The sequence below is a fragment of the Nocardia acidivorans NBRC 108247 genome, assembly GCF_001625085.1.
Lineage (GTDB): Bacteria > Actinomycetota > Actinomycetes > Mycobacteriales > Mycobacteriaceae > Nocardia > Nocardia acidivorans.
In genome coordinates this window covers 38,314-60,978 of the sequence record NZ_BDAW01000019.1, presented here as the reverse complement: position 1 = coordinate 60,978, position 22,665 = coordinate 38,314, and the positions used below count along the sequence as shown (strand labels likewise).

Here is a 22,665-nt window from a genome sequence, read left to right as displayed (position 1 = left end):
CGAACGACCACGCGGGGTGCGCCGCCGCCACACGCACCCCGGTCCTCGGTCCCGGCCCTGACGCGGCACGCGAGGGAGCGGCACTGTGACGACAGCTGGAATCGATATCGAGGGACTGCGCGCCATAATCGACGGCGCGGTGATCACGCCGAAGGACGCCGAATACGATGTGGCGCGGCAGATTTGGAGCGGATGCTTCGATCGCCGCCCCGCGGTGATCGTGCAGCCCGCCTCGGCGGCGGGGGTGGCGCGGGCGCTGTTGCACGCGCGCAGGCACGGGTTGGATGTGACCGTGCGCGGTGGCGGGCACAATTACGCGGGGCATGCGGTCGCCGATGACGCCATGCTCATCGACCTCGGTGCGCTGGACGGCATCACCGTCGATCCGGTGGGCAAGACCGCCACGGTCGGCGGGGGAGCCACCTGGGCGCAGGTCGACGCCGCCACCGCCGCGCACGCGCTCGCGGTCACCGGCGGATTCATCAGCGATACCGGTGTCGGCGGCCTCACCCTGGGCGGTGGCATGGGCTGGCTCACCTCGCTGTTCGGATTATCTTGTGACAGTGTGATTTCCGCGCACGTCGTCACCGCCGACGGACATATCGTCACCGCCTCGGCCGCGGAGAACGCCGATCTGCACTGGGCCTTGCGCGGTGGCGGCGGCAATTTCGGCATCGTCACCGAATTCACCTTCGCCCTGCATGATCTGCCCCCGCTGGGTCAGCTCACCATGCTCTACTGGACCCCGCCGGACGCCCCGGCCGGTCTGGCCGCCGGGGCCGCCTGCCTGCGCGAGCTGCCCGAGGGCTATAGCGGCGCGATCCTCGCGGTCAGCGCCCCGCCGCTGCCGTTCGTTCCGCAGGAGTACCAGGGCCGGCCCGGATTCGTCACCGCCGTCATAGGTTTCGGCACCGCCGAAGAGCTCGCCGAGGTGGTCGCACCCCTGCGCGCCGCCGCGCCCGCACCCGCATGGGATCTGGTGACTCCCATCCCGTACACCGCACTCCAGCAGATGTTCGATGATGCCGCACCGCGCGGGTTGCCCGCCTACGAAAAGTCGCTCTACATAGACGATCTCAATGACGAGGTGATCGCCGAACTGGTGCACCGCTTTCCGCGACGGCACTCGCCGCTCACCATCGCGCCGATCTTCCCGCTGCGCGGACGATATGCCGAGATCCCGGATGCGGCAACGGCATTCGGTGGTTCCCGGCAACCCTGCTGGGCGATCAATCTGAGCGCCCTGTGCACCGATCCGTCCGACTTCGACGCCGAACGCGCCTGGGTCCGCGACACCTGGGAGGCCCTGCTCCCGCACGCTCGCTCCGATGCCGGGTACATCAACTTCCTGGTCGACGACGATCAGCAGCGCATTCGGGATACCTACGGCGACAAGTACTCTCGCCTGGCCGCCCTCAAGGCCATCTGGGATCCGGACAACGTGCTGCGTCATAATGCGAATATCCGCCCCGCCTGAGCGACCCGGAATGTGAAAGCGGGCGGTCTCTTGTGGAGACCGCCCGCCTTCGATGTGCCGCGTATTTACTGCTTCCCCTGTAATCCCCTACAGCGGAATGTTCTTCAGGTGACTCGGCCGGGCCGGAGCCGCGGCCAGTGCGGCGGCGATGATCGACCGGGTCTTGGCCGGATCGATGACCTCGTCCACCACGCCGATCGCCACGGCGCGCTCGACGCCGCCCGCGATCTGCTCATGCTCGACGGTGAGGCGCTCGATGAGAGCCTCACGCTCCTGTTCGGGAGCGGCGGCAATGGCCTTCTTGTGCAGGATGCCGACCGCGGCCTTGGCGCCCATGACGGCGACCTCGGACTCGGGCCAGGCGTACACCGCTGTGGCGCCGAGGGATCGGGCATTCATGGCGATGTACGCGCCACCGTAAATCTTGCGTGTGACCAGGGTGACACGCGGGACGCGGGCCTCGGCGAAGGCGTGCAGCAGCTTCGCGCCGCGGCGCACCACGCCCTCCCACTCCATGCTGACACCGGGCAGGTAGCCCGGAACATCGGTGACCACGACCAGCGGAATGCCGAAGGAGTTGCACAGGCGCACGAAACGCGCTGCCTTCTCGGCACTTTCGGAGTTCAGGCAGCCGCCCATGCGGATCGGGTTATTGGCCAGCACGCCGACGGTGCGCCCGCCGAGCCGACCCAGACCGGTCACGATCGAGCGCGCGTAACCGCCCTGCAATTCCTCGAAAGTGCTTTCGCCGTCGACATTGTCGAGCAGCTCGTGCACGATCGGCTTGACGTCATAGGCGCGCTTGGCCGAGGCGGGCAGCATGGCCTTGAGGTCCACATCGCCGTGCGCGGCGGCGACCAGATCGAATTCGCCCTGCTCGGCGAACATGGAGATCAGGCGACGACCGCGCTGCATGGCATCGGCCTCGTCATGGGCCACGATATGGCAGACACCGGACTTCTTGCCGTGCGTGACCGGCCCGCCCAGAGTCGCCATATCCACGTTCTCACCGGTGACGCTGCGCACCACGTCCGGTCCGGTGACGAAGACACGGCCCTCGGGGGCCATGATCACGATATCGGTCAGTGCCGGACCGTACGCCGCACCACCGGCGGCGAAACCGAGCACCACGGAGATCTGCGGAACCAGGCCGGACGCGCGGACCATGGCCTCGAAGACCAGTCCGACCGCGTGCAATGCCTCGACACCCTCGGCCAGTCGGGCGCCGCCCGAATGCCAGAGTCCGACAACGGGAATCTTGGAGTCGATGGCGGTATCGATCGCATCGACAATGTGCTTGCAACCCTCCACGCCCATGGCGCCGCCCATGACGGTGGCGTCGGAGCAGTAGGCCACGGTGCGGACGCCGTCGACCTCGCCGATGGCGGCGAGCACGCCGGACTTGTCGCGCGGGTGCAGCGGAAGCACGGTGCCCGGGTCGAAGAAGCGCTGCAACCGGCCCAGTGGATCACGGGGATCGGTCGCGGTGTCAGCGTGAGCAGGGGCCATGATGGTCATCGCAAACTCTCCTCTTGATTAAGGAAGTGCGGTCGCCTGAGAGCGGCTGCGAAAATGTCGAAGTCCCGGGGGGATTCGGATGCGGGATCGCGTTTTCCGAATCCCCCCGGGACCGCCTGTCTTACGAACCGGCGCTGATGCCGAACCGAATCAACGGCTCAGCAGTGCGTCAGTACCGGCCGAAGGCGAGCGCGACATTGTGCCCACCGAAACCGAAAGAGTTGTTGATCGCGTACTCGATGTCCTGACGGCGAGCTTCACCGTGCACGACATCCAGATCGATCTCCGGATCCTGGTTCTCCAGGTTCAGCGTCGGGGGGACGATGCCGTCCCGAATGCTGAGAACCGTGAGCACCGACTCGAGCGCGCCGACGGCGCCGATCGAGTGGCCCAGGGCGGACTTGGGTGCGTAGACCGACGCATGCTGAACGCCTGCGTAGTGAATCGCGTTCTTCTCCGCGGTGTCACCGATGGGGGTGGCAGTCGCGTGCGCGTTGACGTGGGTGATGTCCTTCGCGGACAGGCCCGCCGTCTGCATTGCGCGCTGCATGGCCCGACCGGCGCCCGTGCCCTCCGGATCCGGCGCCACCAGGTGGTAGCCGTCCGAAGTGATCCCCGCGCCCATGAGCCGGGCGTGGATGGTGGCGCCACGAGCCTTGGCGTGCTCCTCGGTCTCGATGACCATGAGCGCACCCGCTTCGCCGAAGACGAAGCCGTCGCGATCCTTGTCGAAGGGTCGCGAAGCACCCTTCGGATCGTCATTGCGAGTGGACATCGCACGCATCATCGAGAAGGCCGCGATCGGCACCGAATCGATGAAACCTTCGACGCCACCGGTGACGACGATATCGGCGTCACCCATGACGATCATCCGCCACGCGTTGGCGATGGCCTCCGAACCCGACGAGCACGCCGAGACCGGAGTGATCACTCCTGCCCGGGCCTTGAGCTCGAGACCCACAACGGCGGAAGGACCGTTCGGCATGACCATCTGAACAGCCAGCGGCGAAATCTTGCGGTAGCCACCGTTCTTCAGCTTGTCCACCGAATCGATGAGAGCATCGCCGCCACCGAGGCCGGTGCCGATGGCCACGCCGAGGCGCAGCGGATCGACCTCGGGGGTGCCGGCGTTCTTCCAGACCTCGCGACCGAGGACGGTCGCCAGTCGCTCGACATACGCCATACGGCGGATCTCGACACGGCTCAGCAGAGTATCCGGGGACACCTTCAGATGCCCGCCGATACGGACCGGAAGGTCGTACTCCTCGATGAAGTCATCCTCGAGAACGTCAATGCCGCTCTCGCCGTTGAGGAGTCCCTTCCACGTCGCATCGACGTCACCAGCGATCGACGTGGTCGCCGCCATGCTGGTCACGACGACGTTGGGGAAGTTCCCGTTCAAGGTGGAAGGAGTGGTCACGGTTGCGGTCCTACTCGCTTCCGAACTTGGACTTGAGCTCCGCAGCGGCGTCGGCGTTCTCGGCCTCGAGCTTCTGGATGTAGGAGACGGCGTCGCCGACGGTCTTCAGGCTGGCAAGGTCCTCATCGGGGATCTTGACGCCGTACTTGTCCTCGGTCTGAACGGCGATCTCGACCATCGACAGCGAGTCGATGTCCAGGTCGTCGACGAAGGACTTCTCGATGGTCACCTCGGAGGGCTCGATACCGGTCACCTCTTCGATGATCTTGCCGAGCTCTTCGACGATCTGTTCCTGGGTCAGAGCGGCCACTGTGGTGGCTCCCTTCATATTCGGTAGTTGGGGTCGGATGGTGTTCTTCGTGCTTGCGATCCGAGTGCGCCGTCGCCGTTGACGGTGCGGGACCGCGAGTCAAGCTAGCCCGTGATCAAAAGTTCGGCCAGCGCGGGGAGGTCCGCGGGGGTCTTCAGCGCCAGATTCGGGGTGCCCTTGAGCTCCCGCTTGGCGATGCCGACCAGGGTTCCGGCCGGTGGCAGCTCTGCCACCGCGGAAACACCCGCCGCGCGAACGGTTTCGGTGCACAGATCCCAGCGCACGGGGCGGGTGACCTGAGCAGCGAGCTTGTCGACCGCATCCTGGCCGGAGACGACCGGCTTACCGTCGAAGTTCGACAGCAGGGTCCGAATCGGCTCGCCCGGAGTGATCTTGGCGATGGCCGCTGCCACGGCGTCCTGGGCGGGTGCCATGAACGCGGTGTGGAAAGCGCCCGCGACCGGAAGAGCTCGGACGCGCGCCTTTTCGGGCGGGTTGCTCGCGAGTTCCGCGAGCGCGTCCAGCTTACCGGCCGCCACGATCTGACCCACCGCGTTGCGGTTGGCCGGGATCAGGCCGAGTTCGTCGAGTCGAGCGAGCACGACGGCTTCGTCACCGCCGAGCACCGCGGACATACCGGTCGGCTCGAGCGCGCACGCCCTGGCCATCTCCGCACCGCGGAGAGCGGCCAGTGCCACCGCGTCATCGGGGGAGATGACTCCGGCGATGGCCGCGGCCGCGAGCTCGCCGACCGAATGTCCGGCGACGATGGTATCCGCGGTCAGTGAATCCGTGGGGATTTCCGCGAATGCCAGAAGCGCCGCCGCGACGACCAGTGGCTGAGTCACCGCGGTATCGGTGATCTCCTCCGCGGTCGCGGTGGTACCCAACCGCAGCAGGTCCAGTCCCGAGGCCTTCGACCACAACGCGATTCGATCGGCCGCGCCGGGCAGTTCGAGCCAAGGGGTGAGCATGCCGGGTGTCTGAGAGCCCTGTCCTGGGGCGAACACTGCGATCACGCCTCTAAGAGAACACCGTGGTGGCGCTCGCACGAGATGTCGGCGCGAATGAAGCTTGGCGGGGTCTTTTGTGAGGTGTCTACAAAAGGGCACGTGGGTTGTTCGGATCGTCCGATTCGCCGAAGGCGTTACATGCCGACTTACGCATCTGTGACGGGGGTTGCATCTGGGGCGGAAGTGGACGATTCGTTACGGGTTCGAGTCAGCCGACCTATCGTGGACGCGATTCGTAACACGTAGGCGTCGCGCGGGTTCATCGGATCCCGGCCCGTGATATCGGCGATTCGCTTCAACCGGTAGCGGACGGTATTTGGATGAACGAACAGTTGGCGAGCACAGGTCTCGACGGCTCCGCCGCAGTCCAGGTAGGCGTCCAAGGTATTGGACAGCTCGCCCGCAGCGGCGGCCAACGGTAACACAAGCAGTTCGTTGAGGGCATTTACGGCGGCACGGTCGCCCAGCAGTGCGCGTTCGGGCAGCAATTCGGTCGCGTGCACCGGGCGTGGCGCGCTGCGCCAGCCGACCACGGCCTCCATTCCCGCCATCGCCTCGACCGAACTTATATGTGCGGCCGAGAGCGTGCGGGTGGTCGGGCCGATCACCACCGGGCCATCGGAGAAAGCCTCGCTGAGCAGGTCGGCGAGGAATGGCGAGGGGTACATGGTGTCGCCCAGATGGCCGCTGACGACCATCACCAGGCGTGAGCCCTGCACCACGGCCAGGGCATTGCGGCCGTGCCGGGCGGCCACCGAATGCACCGAACCGACCACGGCCACTTGATCTTTGGGGGGCGTGCCGACCAGCACCGTGGCCGGGGCGGTGGCATCCCAATTGAGGGTCGCGGCGCGGGACAGCATTTCGGGGCCGGTATCGCCGCGCACCACCGCGTCCACGACCAGCGCTTCCAGCCGGGTATCCCAGGCGCCACGCGATTCCGCGGCGCTGGCGTACACCGAGGCGGCCGCGAAGCCGAGCTCCCGCCCGTATCGCAGCACCGCCTCGGTCAACGCCACCAGCTGCCGGTCATTGCGCGCCAGCGCGGGCAGCCACTGTTCGAAGAACTCCATGGCCACCCGGACCATGTCCACGGTCTGGCGCAGCGTCAGCCGCCGCGCCAGATCGTCCGGGATGACCTGGAAAGCGTCCAGGCTGAACCTGATATCGCTCTCCGGGTCCTGCAGCCATTCCAGGAAGTTCACCACCGCCGTCTGCACCAGCATCTGGACCCCGGCGCGTTGCGCCGCATCCAGATTGGCGAAGAACGGCAACCGCTCCTGCATCGAGGACACCGCCTCGGTGGATAGCCGCCCCGAGAACTGTTTGACGCGCTTGAGCAGCGTGTCGGGGAGTGGATCTCGGGTCTGCCGGTTCGGCGAGAGTGCGCCGGTCGGAAGGTAGACCTCGTGTTCGGAGGAGCCCTCGTTGATCCGGCGCGGTCTCGGCGGTTTGCGTTCCACGGGGTTAATCGTGCGTTATGCGTCGCCACCTTCACTACCGGGTGCCGCCTTCGGCGCGGCGTTCACATCGTCGATGCGGTATTTGGCGGCCGCCTCGACCAGTTTGGCGCGGTCGATGCTGCCCGCCTCGGCGAGCCCGGAAAGGGCCGCTACCACGATCGATGCCGCGTCCACATTGAAGACGCGGCGCGCCGCGGGACGGGTGTCGGAGAAACCGAAACCGTCGGTGCCGAGCGAGATGAACGTACCGGGGACCCACTGGCGGATCTGGTCCGGAACCGCGCGCATCCAGTCCGAGGCGGCCACGAACGGACCCTGCGCCTGCGACAGCGCCTGGGTGACGTACGGCTGACCGGGATCGGTGTCCGGATGGCGCAGCTTCTGAATCTCCTTGGCGAGGGCTTCCTTTCGGAGCTCACCCCAGGAGGTCACCGACCAGACATCGGCCTGCACGCCCCACTCCTGGGCAAGCATCTCCTGTGCGCGCAGGCCGTCGGGCATGGTGACGCCCGAGACCAGGATCTGTGCGCGGACCGCCCCCTCGCCACCGCGCTTGTAGAGATAGATGCCCTTGAGCAGGCCCTCCACATCGAGGTTCTCCGGCTCGGCCGGCTGCGACTGCGGCTCGTTGTACAGGGTGATGTAGTAGAAGATGTCCTCGCCGCCGAAGTCGTGATGCTCCGAACGGGCCTCGGGATCGGTGCCCGGCAGGGCCTCCTGATATCCCGTGCTGCCGACCCCGCCGCCGTACATGCGGCGCAGGCCGTCGCGCACGATATGGGCGATCTCGAAGGCGAAGGCCGGGTCGTACGGGACACACGCCGGGTTGGTCGAGGCCAGCAGCAGCGAGTGACCGTCGTTGTGCTGCAGGCCCTCTCCGGTCAGCGTGGTTCGCCCGGCGGTTGCTCCGAGGACGAATCCGCGTGCCATCTGATCCGCGGCGGCCCAGAGACCGTCACCGGTGCGCTGGAAACCGAACATCGAATAGAAGATGTAGAGCGGGATCATCGGCTCGCCGTGCGTGCTGTACGAGGTGCCGACCGCGGTGAACGACGCGGTCGATCCGGCCTCGTTGATGCCCTCGTGCAGAATCTGGCCGATGCTCGACTCTTTGTAGGCAAGCATCAACTCGGCGTCGACCGATGTGTACAACTGGCCGTTGCGGTTGTAGATCTTCAATGAAGGGAACCACGAGTCCATACCGAAGGTGCGGGCCTCGTCCGGGATGATCGGCACAATGCGCTTGCCGATTTCCTTATCCCGCAACAGCTCCTTCATCAGGCGCACGAAGGCCATGGTGGTGGCCACGCTCTGCTTGCCCGAGCCCTTGCGGACCGAACGGTAGGCCTCATCACCCGGAAGTTGCAGAGGCTTTGCTGCGGTACGCCTCTCGGGCACGAAACCACCCAGCTGCTTACGGCGGCCCATCATGTACTGGATCTCCGGCGCGTCCATACCGGGGTGGTAGTACGGCGGCAGATAGGGATTGGCCTCGAGCTGCTCATCGGTGATCGGAATGCGCTGCACATCGCGGAACGACTTGAGATCGTCCAGCGTCATCTTCTTCATCTGGTGCGTGGCATTGCGCGCCTCGAAGTGCTTGCCCAGGCCGTAACCCTTGATGGTCTTGGCGATGATGACCGTCGGCTGTCCCTTGTGCGCCATGGCCGCCGCGTACGCCGCGTAGATCTTGCGGTAGTCGTGGCCGCCGCGCTTGAGGTTCCAGACCTGACTGTCGGACAGGCCCTTCACCAGCTCCTTGGTGCGCGGATCGCGACCGAAGAAGTGTTCGCGCACGTACGCGCCGTCATTGGCCTTGTATGTCTGGTAGTCGCCGTCGGGGGTGCTGTTCATCAGGTTGACCAGCGCGCCATCGCGATCGGCCTGCAGCAGGGCGTCCCACTCGCGGCCCCACACCACCTTGATGACATTCCAGCCCGCGCCGCGGAAGAACGACTCCAGTTCCTGGATGATCTTGCCGTTACCGCGCACCGGGCCGTCCAGGCGCTGCAGGTTGGCGTTGATGACGAAGGTCAGATTGTCCAGGCCCTCGTTCGCCGCGACCTGGATGAGGCCGCGTGATTCCGGCTCGTCCATCTCGCCGTCGCCGAGGAACGCCCACACATGCTGATCGGAGGTGTCCTTGATACCGCGATCGTGCAGGTAGTGATTGAAACGCGCCTGGTAGATGGCGTTCATCGGGCCCAGACCCATGGAGACCGTGGGGAATTCCCAGAAGTCCGGCATGAGCCGCGGATGCGGGTAGGACGACAGGCCCGCGCCCGGACCGCCATGGGAGTACTCCTGGCGGAAGCCGTCCAGCTGATCCTCGGTGAGGCGGCCCTCGAGGAACGCGCGCGCGTAGATGCCGGGGGAGGCGTGGCCCTGGATGTAGATCTGGTCGCCGCCGCCCGGATGGTCCTTACCGCGGAAGAAGTGGTTGAAACCCACCTCGTAGAGGGCGGCCGACGACGCGTACGTCGAGATATGGCCGCCGACACCGATTCCGGGCCGCTGGGCGCGGTGCACCATGACCGCGGCGTTCCAGCGGATGTAGGCGCGGAAGCGGCGTTCGGTCTCCTCGTCGCCGGGGAACCAGGGCTCGTTCTCGGTGGGGATGGTGTTGACGTAATCCGTCGAAGTCAGCGACGGGATCGCGACGTGGCGTTCACCGGCGCGCTCCAGCATTCGCAGCATGAGGTAGCGGGCGCGGCCGGGTCCCTCCCGCTCGAGCATTTCGTCGAAGCTGTCCAGCCATTCGCTGGTCTCTTCCGGATCAATGTCCGGAAGGTATGACGCCACCCCCTCGCGGATCACTCGGACCCGGCCCCCCGCCGGGCGATTTCGTGCCGTGCCGTTTGTGGGACTCGACGAAGGGTTGGGGTGCATCAGGTCGGTCAAGACGATTGCTCCTCGTACACAGGGTGGGACATCTGATAGGCGTCATTCACCCGGGTAGCCGCCGGTTGTCGGCATACCCGTAACGATTGGTTTGGGGCGCACCTCACATCCTTGTGCATGGTGCGTCCCAGGTCATCATGTCAGCAGCGAATCCAGTACGGTTCTCCAGGGAACCGGCTGAGGCAGGAACGGGGAGACGATGAAGCTGCTGAACCCGCGTGGGTTCGGATTGGCGAGCGCGACCGTGGCGGTGGGTCTAGGGCTCGTTATCGCAGGTTGCGCCAATACTGTCGACGGTACTCCGACGGTGAACCAGGCCGAGGCGACCTCGTACAAGGCCGAGGCGGCGACCTCTTCATCGGCTGCCGCGGCGTCGAAAGCGGCCGCCGCGCAAGCCAAGGCGATCACCGACAATTGCGATCCGTTCCGCTCGACCACGGGCACCGCTGTGGATCGCTACAACGATTTCGTGGACGCGCACGACGGGCAGGCCGCCGACCAGGCGGACAGGCGGGACGGTGCGGCCAATGCTTTGGACGATGCGGCACATACGGTCGAGACGCGGGTGAACGCGTCCGGTTCGGATCTGCCCGCGGATCTCGCGCAGAAGTTCACCGACTACATCGCGGCGGCGCGCGGACTCGCCGCGGAGGTCCGCAAAATGGGGAACAACTCGTCGGTGGGGCCGTTGAATGACGCAAGTCACAAGGTCAACGATGCTTTGAACGCGGTCCGGAACGCCTGTCCCACGCGGTGATTCGGTTCGGTCCCGGCGGCGATTCGCTGATTTCGCGCCGGGGTTCCGGGGCGGGCGCGGAGTCTCACATACGACATTTAGGGTGCGAATTCGGCCGATCAGCTTGCGCTCGGGGCCATAACCATGTTCGCTTGCACCTACCTATTGTCTGGAGTTGAGGAGGACGCCACCGTGGTCGCCGCGGCGGACGCGCAGAACTACGCTCAGAAGCTTGGCATTACTCACGGAATGGTGATTCAGGAACTGGGCTGGGACGACGATACCGACGACGACCTGCGGGCCGCCGTTGAAGAGGCCATCGGGTCGGAAATGCTCGACGAAGACACCGATGAGGTCGTCGACGTCGTGCTCTTGTGGTGGCGGGAGGGTGACGGCGACCTGGTCGACGAACTCCTCAATGTCATCACACCCTTGGCCGATGACGGCATCGTCTGGGTCTTGACACCCAAGACCGGGCACAGCGGCCATGTCGATCCGGCGGAAATCGCCGAATCAGCATCGCCGGCGGGCCTTACCCAGACCTCGTCGATCAGCCTCGGTGACTGGTCCGGCAGCCGCCTGGTGCAGCCCAAGACGCCCTCGAAGCAGCGCTGACCAGCGTCTTCGCTAAGGTTTTCGGAGGACGGCGTATCACGTGATGTGGTGCGCCGTCCTCGAATGCCCGGACAAGATGGAGGTTTCGCATGCCACTAGAGGTCGGCACGGTCGCACCCAACTTCACCCTCAAGGACCAGAACAACCAGGAAGTCTCGCTCTCGGACTACCGCGGTGAGAAGAACGTCCTGGTCGTCTTCTACCCCCTCGCCTTCACCGGCATCTGCCAAGGCGAGCTCTGCAAGGTCCGGGACGAACTCCCCAAGTTCCAGAACGACAACGCCGAAATCCTGGCCATCTCGGTGGGCCCCCCGCCCACCCACAAAATCTGGGCCGCCGAACAGGGCTACACCTTCCCCCTGCTCTCCGACTTCTGGCCGCACGGCGAAGTCGCCACCCGCTACGGCGTCTTCAACGAAAAATCCGGCTACCCCAACCGCGGCACCTTCGTCATCGACAAAGACGGAATCATCCGCTTCGCCGAAATGAACGGCCCCGGAGAAGCCCGTGACCAGCAGGCTTGGGAGAAAGCGCTCGCCGCGCTAGATTCATAACCCGTTGCCCCGGATTTCCGATCCGGAAGGTGACACCGACCCCGGCCTCCGCCGGGCGACTCGGGCGTATAGCTCAGTGGTAGAGCACTGGTTTTACACACCAGCGGTCGGGGGTTCGAAACCCTCTGCGCCCACCACCGAAAACCCAGGTCTTGCCTGGGTTTTCGTGTATCAGCTCCGATCTTAGAAGCAGCTTGTGGTGGCATTCGTGTAGCAGTCATCGTTAACTCTGTACTAGCTGAGTGAGGATTCTGGTGCATCGGACTACCTCCGTCTTAAGTACCGCTACGTCCACTGGTACTGCGTCGACTGATACGGCGCTGGGGTGGCAGCAGTGGCTGACGATAGGCATCCCGATCGCCGTGGCATTCGTTGCTCTTGGTGGCATTATCTGGACGGCCCATCGCCCCGCGGTCAAGGAGGACGAGAAGTGGCGGCGGGAGACTGTCATCCCGCTGTTGTCCCGTGCTCGAACTTTCACGGCTGATGCGAGAGGTCGCCTTGGAGACGAAGCCGACGATGAAGACGTCTCCGCGTCACTTCTTCCGTCGAGGGCCAGCGGCTAGGTTGGCGACCGGCGATCGTGCGACAGAGTGTCGACAGCTTTCGGATTCTGGTGTCGTAGAGATGCGTCAGTGTGAGCTGCGTCTGTCTCTAGTAGCGAACAGTGGAGTGAAGGAAGCGATAGGTGTGCTCACCATGCGGCATGATCAGCTCCGGGGCCATGTCTGGAAAGACATCGCGACCGAGTGGGATCAGATGGTGAGCGGGTTTCCGCTCTACAGACCGTATGCCGACGTGGTGGCTGCCGAGCAAGACCTTCGTTTGATACCCCCCGACACGCAGACCGACCTGCGGTGATGGAGCAGGTAAGTAAGAGAGTCTGCGTGTCGGGGGAAAACGGTAGGTAGGTAAAGGATTTCAGGGAGTAAAGAGAAGTGGTTACGTTGGGTAATGAGCGTTGCTGTTGAGTAGGTGGTGGCGTTCGGTGACGTGGGGTGCGTACGTGACGGTGGCGTAGTCGGATGCGGTCCGGAGCGCTGGCGCGGTAGTGGCGTCCGGTGCGAGAAGTTGAGTCGAGGCGGGCGCGTCCGGCGAGATGGGTTGCGTTTGCCGGTCCGGTGCTGGGGTGGGTCCGGAGGTGCTGTGCGGCTGGAGGATTCTCTGGGCGCGGGCCGCATTGTGCGGGACCGCCCCTCCGAGATGCAAGGGGTCCGCGCCAGGCACGGTCGAATTCCCGACGCGCGCCGGGCGCTGATCCTCCAGTGCGGCGAGGAAATTCGACCGTGCACGCATTGGCGCGTCCCCTTGCATTCGGTACTGCGGCCCCTGGGCAGGCGTTGAGGGCGGGCCGCAGGGGGCCTGCCCCACGAGAGCGCGGCGCGCGCCCAGGGAATCCACGCTCTCGCGGGTCTCCCATTCCCGTTGACACGTACGTGTCAAACCGTTGGGCCGCCCGATTGACACGTACGTGTCAAAGCTCCCGGAAGGAACCCGGAGACCATGACCGACTCCGACACCATCACTGGTCTACTTGTCACCGCGGTGGAAAACACCTGGGCCGCCATCCGATCCCACCATCCCGACGTACCCGACGTGGTGCTCACCGTGGGGGCCGGATCGACTGGCGGCAGTGACTTGACCCTGGGGCACTTCGCGCCGAATCGATGGGTCCGCGGCGAGTACGAGCTACATGAGCTGTTCGTCGGCGGGGAAGGGCTTCAGCGCGGCGCGGTCGACGTGCTCGGCACTCTGCTACACGAGGCCGCCCACGGTAACGCCGAGATGCGTGAGATCAAGGACACAAGCCGCCAGGGTCGCTGGCACAACGAGCGATATCGCGAGCTCGCCGAAGAAGTCAGGCTCACCGTTGCGCATCACGACAAGATCGGGTGGTCGGTTACTACCGTCCCCGGCTCGACGCGCGACCGCTACGGCGACGAGCTGGAAGAACTGGCATTCGCGCTGGACGCCGCGAACCGGAACGACGCGGTGGACGGAAGTCCAACAACAACGGGCTGTCTGTCGAATGTGACTGTGGACGGAAGATCCGGGTCTCGCAGAGCGTCTACGACGCTGGACCGATCTACTGCGGTCTGTGTGATGGGTGCTTCTCGTCAGCCGACGTGTAGCAGCGGCCTGCCCGGATGGCGAAAATAAGGTGGTCGCGAGAACTATCGCTGAAATTGCTTGGGACGCTGACTATTTGGAACCTCCGGATGTTGCACGAACCACTCCTGCATGTGTCTTACTGCGCGAACTTCAAAAGGACTGACGTAGCGCTGAAGCGAGTACACGAAATTGGCGGTGATCCATCCGACGACAAAGACTTGGCCGACGAGAATGAGACTTCCGGCAATGCCCGAGCCGCCGTAGGCGGCGGCACCGGTTACGAGCCCAGCCGATCCGGCTACGGTGTTCGAAGATGGGCTGGCTTTCCGGGCCTGGACCTGTTTGAAGGCGACGTAGTGGCTCCATGAGATGCCCGCAATCACAAGGAGCAGCAGCACGATCCGGGGCCATGAGCTTGCCTTGTCGATGATCGTTGCCACAACGGCACAAATGAAGACGATCGACAGTAGCAGCAGGAGCCCGAGCGCAATCGAAATCAGTGCCCGCTTCGTCCAGTATCCGAAACCTCGTTCGTACCAGGACTGTCCGAACAACGGGATCGACGGGATCGGCGGTTGAATATTGGTGGTGTGATTGGTCATCCGAAGACTCCATGCCAGAGTTTGGACGTTACTTTGGTTGTGGCATCCCAGGCACCGGTACCCAGATCTTTGATGTCATGTCCAGTGTTGGAGAACATGTTTCCCGTGCCGTGCACGACACCGCTGATAACTCCGCGGTCATGGATGTCTTCGGCCCAGTGTTCATGGAATCCCTCGTAGAAGACATCGCCGACGCCGACGACCACACCGCCTGCGACGACTGCCGTTGCCCACACGGGTGCACTCACGACGCCAGCGGCGGATAACGCGGCTGCTCCGGCCACGACGCCAGCACCGGCCGCGAGACCTGCTGCGGCAGCGCCATAGTCGTATGCGCGGGCGGAGGTGGGGTTCTGGCCCTTCTGAATGTCGTCTTGGGCTTGAAGTTCGGCGACCACGCCGGATGCCGCGACATCGACGACCGGGATCTCCTTCAAGAAGTTAAGCCCTTTCGGGGTGACCTTCTCAAGTGCGGGGATCAGTTTGTCGGCGTCTTTGATTTTGATGTTGAGGACGTCGGATAAAGGAGCTTCGCCCTTTCCGGCTTCAGCTGCCGACAGCTTCGATTCCAGCTGTGTTAGGTCCTTGGTGGCGTCGAATGTGGCGGTAAAGCGGGGGTCGTCGAACGGGATCTGCTCACCCTTGAGGCGGTATTCGTCGTGCGCCTTGGTGTAGTCCTTGAAAGCCTGGTCCAGATCGGCATCAGCGGCCTTGATCTTGTCTGGCAGCTTATTTGCCCATTCACTGTTCTTCTCGTTGGGTATGACGTACAGGCCCCGGATATAGTCGGCTAGGGTGACGCGCTTGTCCCAGCTGAAATCGCTTTCATTGCCGGTAGGTTTGATCAGGTTGATTGCACCGGTGAATTCCTTGGCCGCTTGTAGTCGAAATCCCTGGGCAAGCTTGATCGCGGCGTTGTAGGTGCTGGTGTAGTCGGTTTGGGCTTGGCGAGCGTCCTTGGCTGCTTGAGAATCGGGATCACCGGTGATGACGAGGGTCCCCGGTTTGCCGTCGTCGCCGATCTGCGCGCCCTTCTGCTGGGCCTCGTGCGCGGCGTTAACTAGGTCGGCCTCGATCTTCTCCAAGTTGTCACCCAGATCGCCGAGAATCTTCCCGCAGTTGCTATTGACCGTGGCCAATGCGCCGACCTGAATCGAGGTCTCGGTCCACGCCTTGCGGAATGAATCTGCCGCGCCACCGGTCCAGCCGACATCACCGACGACCGTATCAACCTTGGAGCTCAAAGCTTTGACGACGGGATCGGTCGAATCCGTAGCGGATTTCATTGCCGTGCCCATGGCCTGAAGGCCGCCGAGATCGCCACCGATCCAGCTCATCCGGCACTCCTTCCCGCTGGTTAGTCCAGATCTTTGGTGAGATCGTCGAAGAGTTTGCGATTGTCGATGTCGTGACGCTCGTAAGAATCCCGAGCATACGCGAGCTTTTCTGCATGGATCTGAATGGCTCGAACCATCTGGTGATGAAGGATCTCCAGCAATTCGAGACCGCCTTTCATCGCCTCGTTCAGTACCGCATCGCCGGAATCCACTGCGGCGGGAAGGAACCCGGGCACCAGCCCTTCGTAAGTTGTGGCCTCGTCGCCGAAGGTCTTCGCCATCGACTTCAAGTCATCGAGGATGACCTCGAATCCAGCACTCATGCGCGGATGTCCCCTCTCATGGGCTCGGGTTCCTCTATGCCGTTCTGATAGAACTCCAGCTGCTTGAGTCGATCGCTGGTCCACCAGGTGCGGCAGGTCTTCGGCAGAGGATCAAGCACGACCGAGATGGCCGCTGTGCCGAGCAATTCGGGTAGCGCCACTGAGGGAACCATCACCCACGGCTGGTGCCGCCCCAACCGTTCGATCAACCGCTCGACAGTCGAGAAGACGATCGCGACAGGATCCCCAGAGACTTCCGCACTGAGTTCGATTGAAATGCCGCCATCATCCAACCGCGGATGTACCGGGACTACGACAACTGCGGGAAGTCCGACTCCGATTTTCGTCGGCGGTTCCACCTCGTTGGGCTTGACCGGACGTGGGGCCGGTGTCGGCTCGTCATCCCAGTCGTCATCAAAGTTGCCAAAGTTGGAGTAATGAATCACCATCGCGCTGCGCACCCCCTGGGACCCCCGATATCAACTTGCAATAACGTATCAAGCGACCAGTTTGCAAACAATCTCCCGGGACAGGCTGAGGATCGGATCGTCGATCACCACTGCCCCTGAACTCACGTGCGTGCGCCGCCGTGTGGATCTGGAGCGTCCATGATGCTGGTCTGGTCTACTGCGATCCTGTGACAGTCCCCCTTTCGTCGGGGGCTGATCATGTAGCAGCAAGGAGCCCAGATGTAGCAAAACATGTTGCAGACAGGTGTCCGCACATGGGTTCTCGAGTCCATTGGTGTCCGATCCAAGACACCATGACGTACCTTGACCTGCATGAGGAAATGGTTGACGACCGGCAGGTCATAGCCGCAGGCAGGCTGGTTTGGTCAAACTGGTTTTACACACCAGCGGTCGGGGGTTCGAAACCCTCTGCGCCCACTCCGAACCGGCAGGTACCTCCGGGTATCTGCCGGGTTTTCTTTGTCGGCGCTCATCGGCCGCACAGGGGTATTGCCGCGCGCACCAGCGCTGCCTGGTGGAGTGGATCGCTGTGGTGGGTGCTGATTGTGGTCGCTACGCTGCCCAGGAGCTGGGTGGGGCAGTCGGGGCTTGCCAATGTGGCTTGGGTATCGGCCATTTCGGTGATGATCTCGGTGTTGAGGTGGTCGATTATCGGGCGGATGGTGGGAAGGTCCATGGCGGGTGGGGGTGCGGGGTTGTAGTGCCATTGCAGGACCAGTCCGCGTTGGATGAGTTTGCTGGCTTCGATTTGGCTTTGGAAGACCTGTCGGACCCAGGGTTCGGGGAGGTCGTGGGTGGTACCCAATTCGGCCATCGCGTCGCCGATCTGGGCTTCGCGGGTGGGGTCGTCGATGACCGGTTCGCTGCCGTCGCGCGATGCGGTGGCCCATTTCGCGGCTGCTACCGTATCGGCGGTGTCGAGGCGGTCGGCCAGCAGATCCGTCAGTCGGTTCAGGGACTCGGGTTGCCCGGCGGGGGAGGGTCCGGCATTGCCGGAACCGGTGAGCAGCACCAGCGCTGAGGCTGCTGCCACGGCTAAGGCTTTCATCACGCTCGCTCCTGCGCTCGTTCAACCTGGGTGATCGATTCGTGCCGATGCGATATCTCTGGTCCGAGTATGCCAAGGGTGTCGTCGGTGATCTGGTTTCACTTCGGGCACCGCCGCCGAGGTCATTGAGTAGCCTGTGCGCGTGCGCTTTTCGACTCGGATGATGCCGTCGCTGATCATGGCCGTGGTGGGTGGGCTGTTCGCCTCCGGGGTTGTCGGACCTGCGGCCGCCGCGGAGCCGGAGTTGTCGCGGTTGCTCACCGTGGTGCAGTCGGGCGTGTTGCGGGTGTGCACGACCGGTGATTACCCGCCCTACACCCTGCGCGATGCGGAGGGTGCGTACACGGGTGTCGACATCACCCTCGCCACCGATCTCGCGGCGACTCTGCACGCTGTGCCGCAATGGATTCCGACCACCTGGTCGACCCTGGCCGAGGATTTCGTCGCGCGGTGCGACCTGGCCGTCGGTGGTATCTCCGACACCGCCGACCGCCGCCGCGTCGCCGACTTCTCGGTTCCGATCGCCACCGACGGCAAGACGCCGGTCACCCGCCGCGGCGATGGTGACGCCTACTCGACCATCGCGGATATCAATCGGCCGGGTGTCCGCGTCATAGTCAATCCCGGTGGCACCAACGAGAAGTTCGCCCGCGCCAACTTCCCCGACGCCCAGTTGATCGTCTGGCCGGACAACCTCACCATCTACGACCAGCTCGAGCAGGGCACCGCCGACGTCTTCGTCACCGATTCGGTCGAAGGCCGCTACCGAAACCGCACCCACCCGGCCCTACAGGTCCTGCACCCCGACCACCCCTTCGACTCCGCCACCAAGGTCTACCTGCTGCCCCGCGGTGACCTGGCCTTCAACACGGTCGTCAACGCTTGGCTGGACGTACAGATCAGCACCGGCAGATCGGCTCAGCTGCTGGACAGTTGGCTCGGCTGAGTCGATCATCGCGGCGCGATCGGCCTGGCACTTCTTGATGAGACTTCTTGGGAAGCAAGGCATTCTGGGGTTATGACACGGGCCTAAGGTTCGGATCAGGTGCGGCGCGCGGTGCCGGGTGCGTTGCCGTACAGCACGGCGAAAGCGGCGATCGAAGGGCTGACCCGGGCGCTGGCGGTCGAGTACGGGCGGCACGGAATTCGGGTGAATGCCCTCGCGCCGGGTTCGGTTGTGACGGAACGGTTCACCGAATATCTGGCTGCGCTCACCCCTGAGGCCGCGACGCTGGTCGAGCGGGAGATTGCCGCGCTGCATCCGATGGGCCGGGCCGCCATGAGTGATGAAATCGCCTCGGTTGTCGAGTTTCTGCTCTCCGCGCAGAGCGGTTTCGTCAATGGTGCGACCCTGCCGGTCGATTGTGCCGCGCGGCCCTGGGCCTCGATCCGGAAGCGCGCTGAGGCCACCACCGTTATCAGGCGGCTAGTCGGCGGAGAGTACACCGGGTCGGAAGGGTTCGACTCCGATCGTGTGGTGCACCCGATCGGCTTCGATCAGCACCGCGAGTCGCCGCTCGCCGGGGATCAGCCATGGGAACTTCTCCACCGATAGATACTTCCGCGCCAGCCGATCCATGATCGCGACCGCTTCGGTGCCCTCGATATATCCGACGGCCCGGCCCCGAATCTCTATGCGGTCGTAGGCGTTCTCGGTGTCGAAGCAGGATAGTGAGAGCCGCGGGTCTCGACTCAGATTCTCCTGTTTCACCCGCCCCACCGAGGTATTGACCACGATGTACTCCACCCCGTCGACGGTTTCCAACCCCACCCACATGGGCGTCAACTGCGGACTGCCGTCCGCGTTCACCGTCCCCATCGTCCAGAACCGCGCCTCGCTCAACCACCGCCGAGTCTCTTTGTCCAGCACTGTCATTACGCCCTGCTCTCACTTCCTCGCACGGGTTGGACAACTTATGGTGACCGACAGTCGACGGTCACGGCTACATTCGTGAGCTGTTGTGGCGAGTTGAGTGGGCGGGGCGACGGTCGACCTGCCCGATGGCGGGCCGCGTAACTGGCTTATGCGATTCGGCGTCGATCAGTAGTCGAGGGCGTGCTCGGGCTGGCATACCTCCAAAGGTGAGGGGAGGTAGCGGATTATCGCGTCGAGGAGGGAGAGCTCATCGTTGGCGTGCGGTGCGCCGCAGAGGATGGGGACGACATCGCCGATGCGGGTGAGCGACCGGATGCGCTGCTGCACCTGCTCCAGGGGGATATCGCGGAGCGCGTGGAAGGCGTTCGAATCCGGGGTGTCCTGCTCCATCACCGTTTTGATCAGCAGCCGATAGCGCTGTTCGGCGAGTTCCCAATGGGGGCCGTAGATTTCGGCGGCCAGCGGTTCGAGCGCCCAGAGGGGCAGCAGGTCGATGACGCCTTCGAAGCCGGTGCCCTGCCCGAGGGGGAGGTGCAGGGTGAGCGGAACCGCCCCGCGTGTGTCGGCGATCGACCGCACGCAGCCGTCGAAGTCGGCGGCGGGATGGTCGAGCGCGTCGATCAGGCATAACCGGGCGACCTGATGATCGTCGGCTATCCGTAGCATGGCCTCGAGTTGCGGGTCGTGTGGCCGCCCCGCGTGTGCCAGCGCGATGACACCGTCGGCCACCCGTATCGACCGTTCCAGCTCGCCCGCCGGAGCGTGCCCGGAGAGCTCCGCTATGCGAATGGTGTGCTCGACTCGCGCTGTCGACCAATGGATTTCGCCGCTGCCGACCGTCCCGGCCGACCGCCGCAGCCGCCGGCTCAGCCGCGTCGTCGCCTCGGGATCGCCGATAATCGTGACATTGCGGATCGACTGCGGGTCAATGGCTTTGGTGCCCATCGTGCTGTGGTACTCCAGATCGACTCGGGGGCGTCGTCGCATCCCCAATTCGTTCTCACGGTACTCGCGGCGGTGGAGCACCGGAACGGAATTCCGCCCCAAAGTAGAACGTGTTCCTATACCGTCGGGGCTGTGCAGAAAGAACAACGCCCGGCCGTGGCCGACTGGTTCACTGCGGAGGACGGCGAGGCGCGTCTGAAGGGAACCCGGTGCACCAGCTGTGGCACACCGTATTTTCCGAAGAACACGCTCGCCTGTCGGAATCCGTACTGTGAGGGTCCGAAGGACGGGTCTGAGCTCGTCGACTACCTGTTTTCCACGCGTGGCCGGATCTGGTCCTACGCCGATGCCAGGTACAAGCCGCCCGCGCCCTATGTCTCGGCCGATCCGTTCGTGCCGTATGTCGTTGCGGCCGTGGAACTAGAGGTCGAGAAGATGGTGATTCTCGGGCAGGTCGTGCGCGGTCTCACCGTCGACGATCTGGCCGTCGGAATGCCGGTCGAGCTGACCGTCGGTGTGCTGTACGAGGACGACGAAGCTGAGCACACGGTGTGGATGTGGAGGCCGGTCAATGACTGAATCGAATCGCGATATCGCCGTCCTCGGCGCGGGTATGCATCCGTGGGGTAAGTGGGGGCGCAACTTCGTCGAATACGGACTGGTCGCGGCGCGTGCGGCGCTGGCCGATGCCGGGATCGACCACCGCGATGTCGGCTATATCGCGGGCGCGGACACCATCCGTAATGGCTACCCGGGCTTCGTAGCCGGTGCGACCTTCGCGCAGGCGCTGGGTTGGTCGGGTGCGCGCATTTCGAGCAGCTACGCGGCGTGCGCTTCCGGTGCACAGGCCATCGCGAACGCTCGGGCGCAGATCCTGGCGGGTTTGACCGATGTGGCGCTGGTAATCGGCGCGGACACCACCCCGAAGGGTTTCTTCCAGCCCGTCGGCGGTGAGCGCCGCGATGATCCGGACTGGTTGCGCTTCCATCTGCTCGGCGCGACCAACCCCATCTATTTCGCGCTGTACGCCCGCCGCCGGATGGCCCTGCACGGCGCAACCCTCGACGACTTCGCCGCGGTCAAGGTGAAGAATGCCCGGCACGGCTTGAACAACCCGAATGCCCGCTACCGCAAAGAGGTTTCGGCCGAGGAGATCGCCGCCTCGGCCATCGTCTCGGATCCGCTGCGCCTGCTCGACATCTGCGCCACCAGTGACGGTGGCGCCGCGGTCGTGCTGACCTCGATGGAGTACGCCCGCAAGCACGGCATCGCCGACCCGGTCCGCATCAGCGCCCTGTCGACGGTGACCCCGACCTTCCCCAAGACCGTGGTCGACCTGCCGGACTTCTCGACCGATTCCGCCGTGGCCGTCGAGCCCCAGCCGAGCACATTCCGCTCGGCCATCGCGCAGGCCGCGTACGAGGAAGCCGGCATCGGCCCCGAGGACCTGTCCCTCGCGGAGGTCTACGACCTGTCCACCGCACTGGAATTGGACTGGTACGAGGACATCGGCCTCTGCGAGGTAGGCGGCGCGGAGCAGCTGTTGCGCAGCGGCGCGACAACTTTGGGCGGCCGCCTCCCGGTCAACCCCAGCGGCGGCCTGGCCTGCTTCGGCGAGGCCATCCCCGCCCAGGCCATCGCCCAGATCTGCGAACTCACCTGGCAGCTTCGCGGCCGGGCCGACGGCCGCCAAGTGGAGAACGCCCGCGTCGGAATCGCCGTCAACCAGGGCCTCTTCGGCCACGGCTCGGCCACCATCGTCACCCGCTGACCAAACGGACCGCCAGCTCCGCCTCCGAAAACCCGGGCCATACCTGGGTTTTCGGGTGTCGGCCGCGGTCGCAACACTGATTCCCGAAACGTGTTGGGCGTGTTCCCGATATCCGGGGCAGGATGCGAAGTGGGTCTATGAGTGGGAGGCCCGGATGGGTCCCGAGTCGAAGGC

Annotated in this window: 22 protein-coding genes, 1 tRNA gene and 1 pseudogene; 11 read left to right on the top strand and 13 right to left on the bottom strand. The window is 64.5% G+C overall.

Annotated elements, in window-relative coordinates; all coding sequences use genetic code 11:
* The first annotated feature begins 85 nt into the window (after positions 1-85).
* A complete protein-coding gene (locus tag NA10_RS12090; protein ID WP_067567283.1) occupies positions 86-1,477 on the top strand; it encodes an FAD-binding oxidoreductase in 1,392 nt (463 codons plus the stop codon).
* 87 nt (positions 1,478-1,564) lie between these two features.
* On the opposite strand, the gene NA10_RS12085 is transcribed toward NA10_RS12090, so the two are convergent.
* The 6 genes from NA10_RS12085 to aceE form a co-directional block, all read right to left on the bottom strand.
* Positions 1,565-2,995 carry an acyl-CoA carboxylase subunit beta gene (locus NA10_RS12085; protein WP_067567280.1) on the bottom strand — a complete coding sequence of 477 codons (1,431 nt, stop codon included), beginning with the start codon at positions 2,993-2,995 and terminating at the stop codon, positions 1,565-1,567.
* Between the two features lie 169 nt (positions 2,996-3,164).
* Positions 3,165-4,415: a KasA/KasB family beta-ketoacyl-ACP synthase gene (locus NA10_RS12080; RefSeq protein WP_067567277.1), complete on the bottom strand. Its 1,251-nt coding sequence runs from the start codon at positions 4,413-4,415 to the stop codon at positions 3,165-3,167.
* Between the two features lie 10 nt (positions 4,416-4,425).
* Positions 4,426-4,743: a meromycolate extension acyl carrier protein AcpM gene (gene acpM, locus NA10_RS12075; protein WP_067567274.1), complete on the bottom strand. Its 318-nt coding sequence runs from the start codon at positions 4,741-4,743 to the stop codon at positions 4,426-4,428.
* Positions 4,744-4,829: 86 nt separating this feature from the next.
* Positions 4,830-5,744: an ACP S-malonyltransferase gene (locus NA10_RS12070; protein WP_067567271.1), complete on the bottom strand. Its 915-nt coding sequence runs from the start codon at positions 5,742-5,744 to the stop codon at positions 4,830-4,832.
* A 140-nt stretch (positions 5,745-5,884) separates the two neighbouring features.
* Positions 5,885-7,171, bottom strand: coding sequence for a PucR family transcriptional regulator (locus NA10_RS12065; protein WP_245677164.1), 1,287 nt, complete (start codon positions 7,169-7,171; stop codon positions 5,885-5,887).
* 45 nt (positions 7,172-7,216) lie between these two features.
* Complete coding sequence (gene aceE / locus NA10_RS12060) at positions 7,217-10,090, bottom strand: pyruvate dehydrogenase (acetyl-transferring), homodimeric type (protein WP_067567526.1); 2,874 nt, start codon at positions 10,088-10,090, stop codon at positions 7,217-7,219.
* Between the two features lie 211 nt (positions 10,091-10,301).
* On the opposite strand from aceE, the gene NA10_RS12055 reads away from it, so the two are divergent.
* The 6 genes from NA10_RS12055 (at position 10,302) to NA10_RS12025 (ending at position 14,167) form a co-directional block, all read left to right on the top strand.
* Complete coding sequence (locus NA10_RS12055) at positions 10,302-10,859, top strand: Rv2240c family protein (protein WP_067567266.1); 558 nt, start codon at positions 10,302-10,304, stop codon at positions 10,857-10,859.
* 171 nt (positions 10,860-11,030) lie between these two features.
* Positions 11,031-11,453: a DUF3052 domain-containing protein gene (locus NA10_RS12050; RefSeq protein ID WP_067567523.1), complete on the top strand. Its 423-nt coding sequence runs from the start codon at positions 11,031-11,033 to the stop codon at positions 11,451-11,453.
* Positions 11,454-11,542: 89 nt separating this feature from the next.
* Entirely contained in the window at positions 11,543-12,007 is a 465-nt protein-coding gene (locus NA10_RS12045; RefSeq protein WP_067567263.1) for a peroxiredoxin, read from the top strand.
* Positions 12,008-12,069: 62 nt separating this feature from the next.
* Positions 12,070-12,144, top strand: a tRNA-Val gene (locus NA10_RS12040).
* Positions 12,145-12,697: 553 nt separating this feature from the next.
* Entirely contained in the window at positions 12,698-12,868 is a 171-nt protein-coding gene (locus NA10_RS12030; RefSeq protein ID WP_157556419.1) for a hypothetical protein, read from the top strand.
* A gap of 642 nt (positions 12,869-13,510) precedes the next feature.
* Complete coding sequence (locus tag NA10_RS12025) at positions 13,511-14,167, top strand: hypothetical protein (protein WP_218021501.1); 657 nt, start codon at positions 13,511-13,513, stop codon at positions 14,165-14,167.
* 14 nt (positions 14,168-14,181) lie between these two features.
* On the opposite strand, the gene NA10_RS12020 is transcribed toward NA10_RS12025, so the two are convergent.
* The 5 genes from NA10_RS12020 to NA10_RS12000 form a co-directional block, all read right to left on the bottom strand.
* Positions 14,182-14,721, bottom strand: coding sequence for a hypothetical protein (locus NA10_RS12020; RefSeq protein ID WP_157556417.1), 540 nt, complete (start codon positions 14,719-14,721; stop codon positions 14,182-14,184).
* Complete coding sequence (locus NA10_RS12015; RefSeq protein ID WP_067567251.1) at positions 14,718-16,058, bottom strand: WXG100 family type VII secretion target; 1,341 nt, start codon at positions 16,056-16,058, stop codon at positions 14,718-14,720. The genes NA10_RS12020 and NA10_RS12015 overlap by 4 nt, the downstream gene beginning before the upstream one ends.
* Before the next feature lie 20 nt (positions 16,059-16,078).
* Positions 16,079-16,381, bottom strand: a complete 303-nt coding sequence (locus tag NA10_RS12010; protein WP_067567248.1) for a DUF6317 family protein — start codon at positions 16,379-16,381, stop codon at positions 16,079-16,081.
* A complete protein-coding gene (locus NA10_RS12005) occupies positions 16,378-16,842 on the bottom strand; it encodes an SAV_915 family protein (RefSeq protein ID WP_157556415.1) in 465 nt (154 codons plus the stop codon). The genes NA10_RS12010 and NA10_RS12005 overlap by 4 nt, the downstream gene beginning before the upstream one ends.
* Before the next feature lie 478 nt (positions 16,843-17,320).
* On the bottom strand, positions 17,321-17,899 hold the full coding sequence (locus NA10_RS12000) for a chorismate mutase (RefSeq protein WP_067567242.1): 579 nt from the start codon (positions 17,897-17,899) through the stop codon (positions 17,321-17,323).
* Between the two features lie 142 nt (positions 17,900-18,041).
* Between NA10_RS12000 and NA10_RS11995 the strand changes: the two genes are divergently transcribed.
* Positions 18,042-18,845: a transporter substrate-binding domain-containing protein gene (locus tag NA10_RS11995; RefSeq protein WP_157556413.1), complete on the top strand. Its 804-nt coding sequence runs from the start codon at positions 18,042-18,044 to the stop codon at positions 18,843-18,845.
* Positions 18,846-18,944: 99 nt separating this feature from the next.
* Positions 18,945-19,253: pseudogene (locus NA10_RS39490) on the top strand (SDR family NAD(P)-dependent oxidoreductase); the annotation flags it as partial.
* A gap of 72 nt (positions 19,254-19,325) precedes the next feature.
* Here NA10_RS39490 and NA10_RS39485 read toward each other — a convergent pair.
* A complete protein-coding gene (locus NA10_RS39485; RefSeq protein ID WP_444980059.1) occupies positions 19,326-19,718 on the bottom strand; it encodes a TIGR03618 family F420-dependent PPOX class oxidoreductase in 393 nt (130 codons plus the stop codon).
* A gap of 222 nt (positions 19,719-19,940) precedes the next feature.
* On the bottom strand, positions 19,941-20,720 hold the full coding sequence (locus tag NA10_RS11980) for a GTP-binding protein (RefSeq protein ID WP_067567232.1): 780 nt from the start codon (positions 20,718-20,720) through the stop codon (positions 19,941-19,943).
* Between the two features lie 132 nt (positions 20,721-20,852).
* On the opposite strand from NA10_RS11980, the gene NA10_RS11975 reads away from it, so the two are divergent.
* Entirely contained in the window at positions 20,853-21,299 is a 447-nt protein-coding gene (locus NA10_RS11975; RefSeq protein WP_067567229.1) for a Zn-ribbon domain-containing OB-fold protein, read from the top strand.
* Complete coding sequence (locus NA10_RS11970) at positions 21,292-22,491, top strand: lipid-transfer protein (RefSeq protein WP_067567226.1); 1,200 nt, start codon at positions 21,292-21,294, stop codon at positions 22,489-22,491. Before NA10_RS11975 ends, NA10_RS11970 begins: the two co-directional genes overlap by 8 nt.
* Positions 22,492-22,665: the final 174 nt, after the last annotated feature.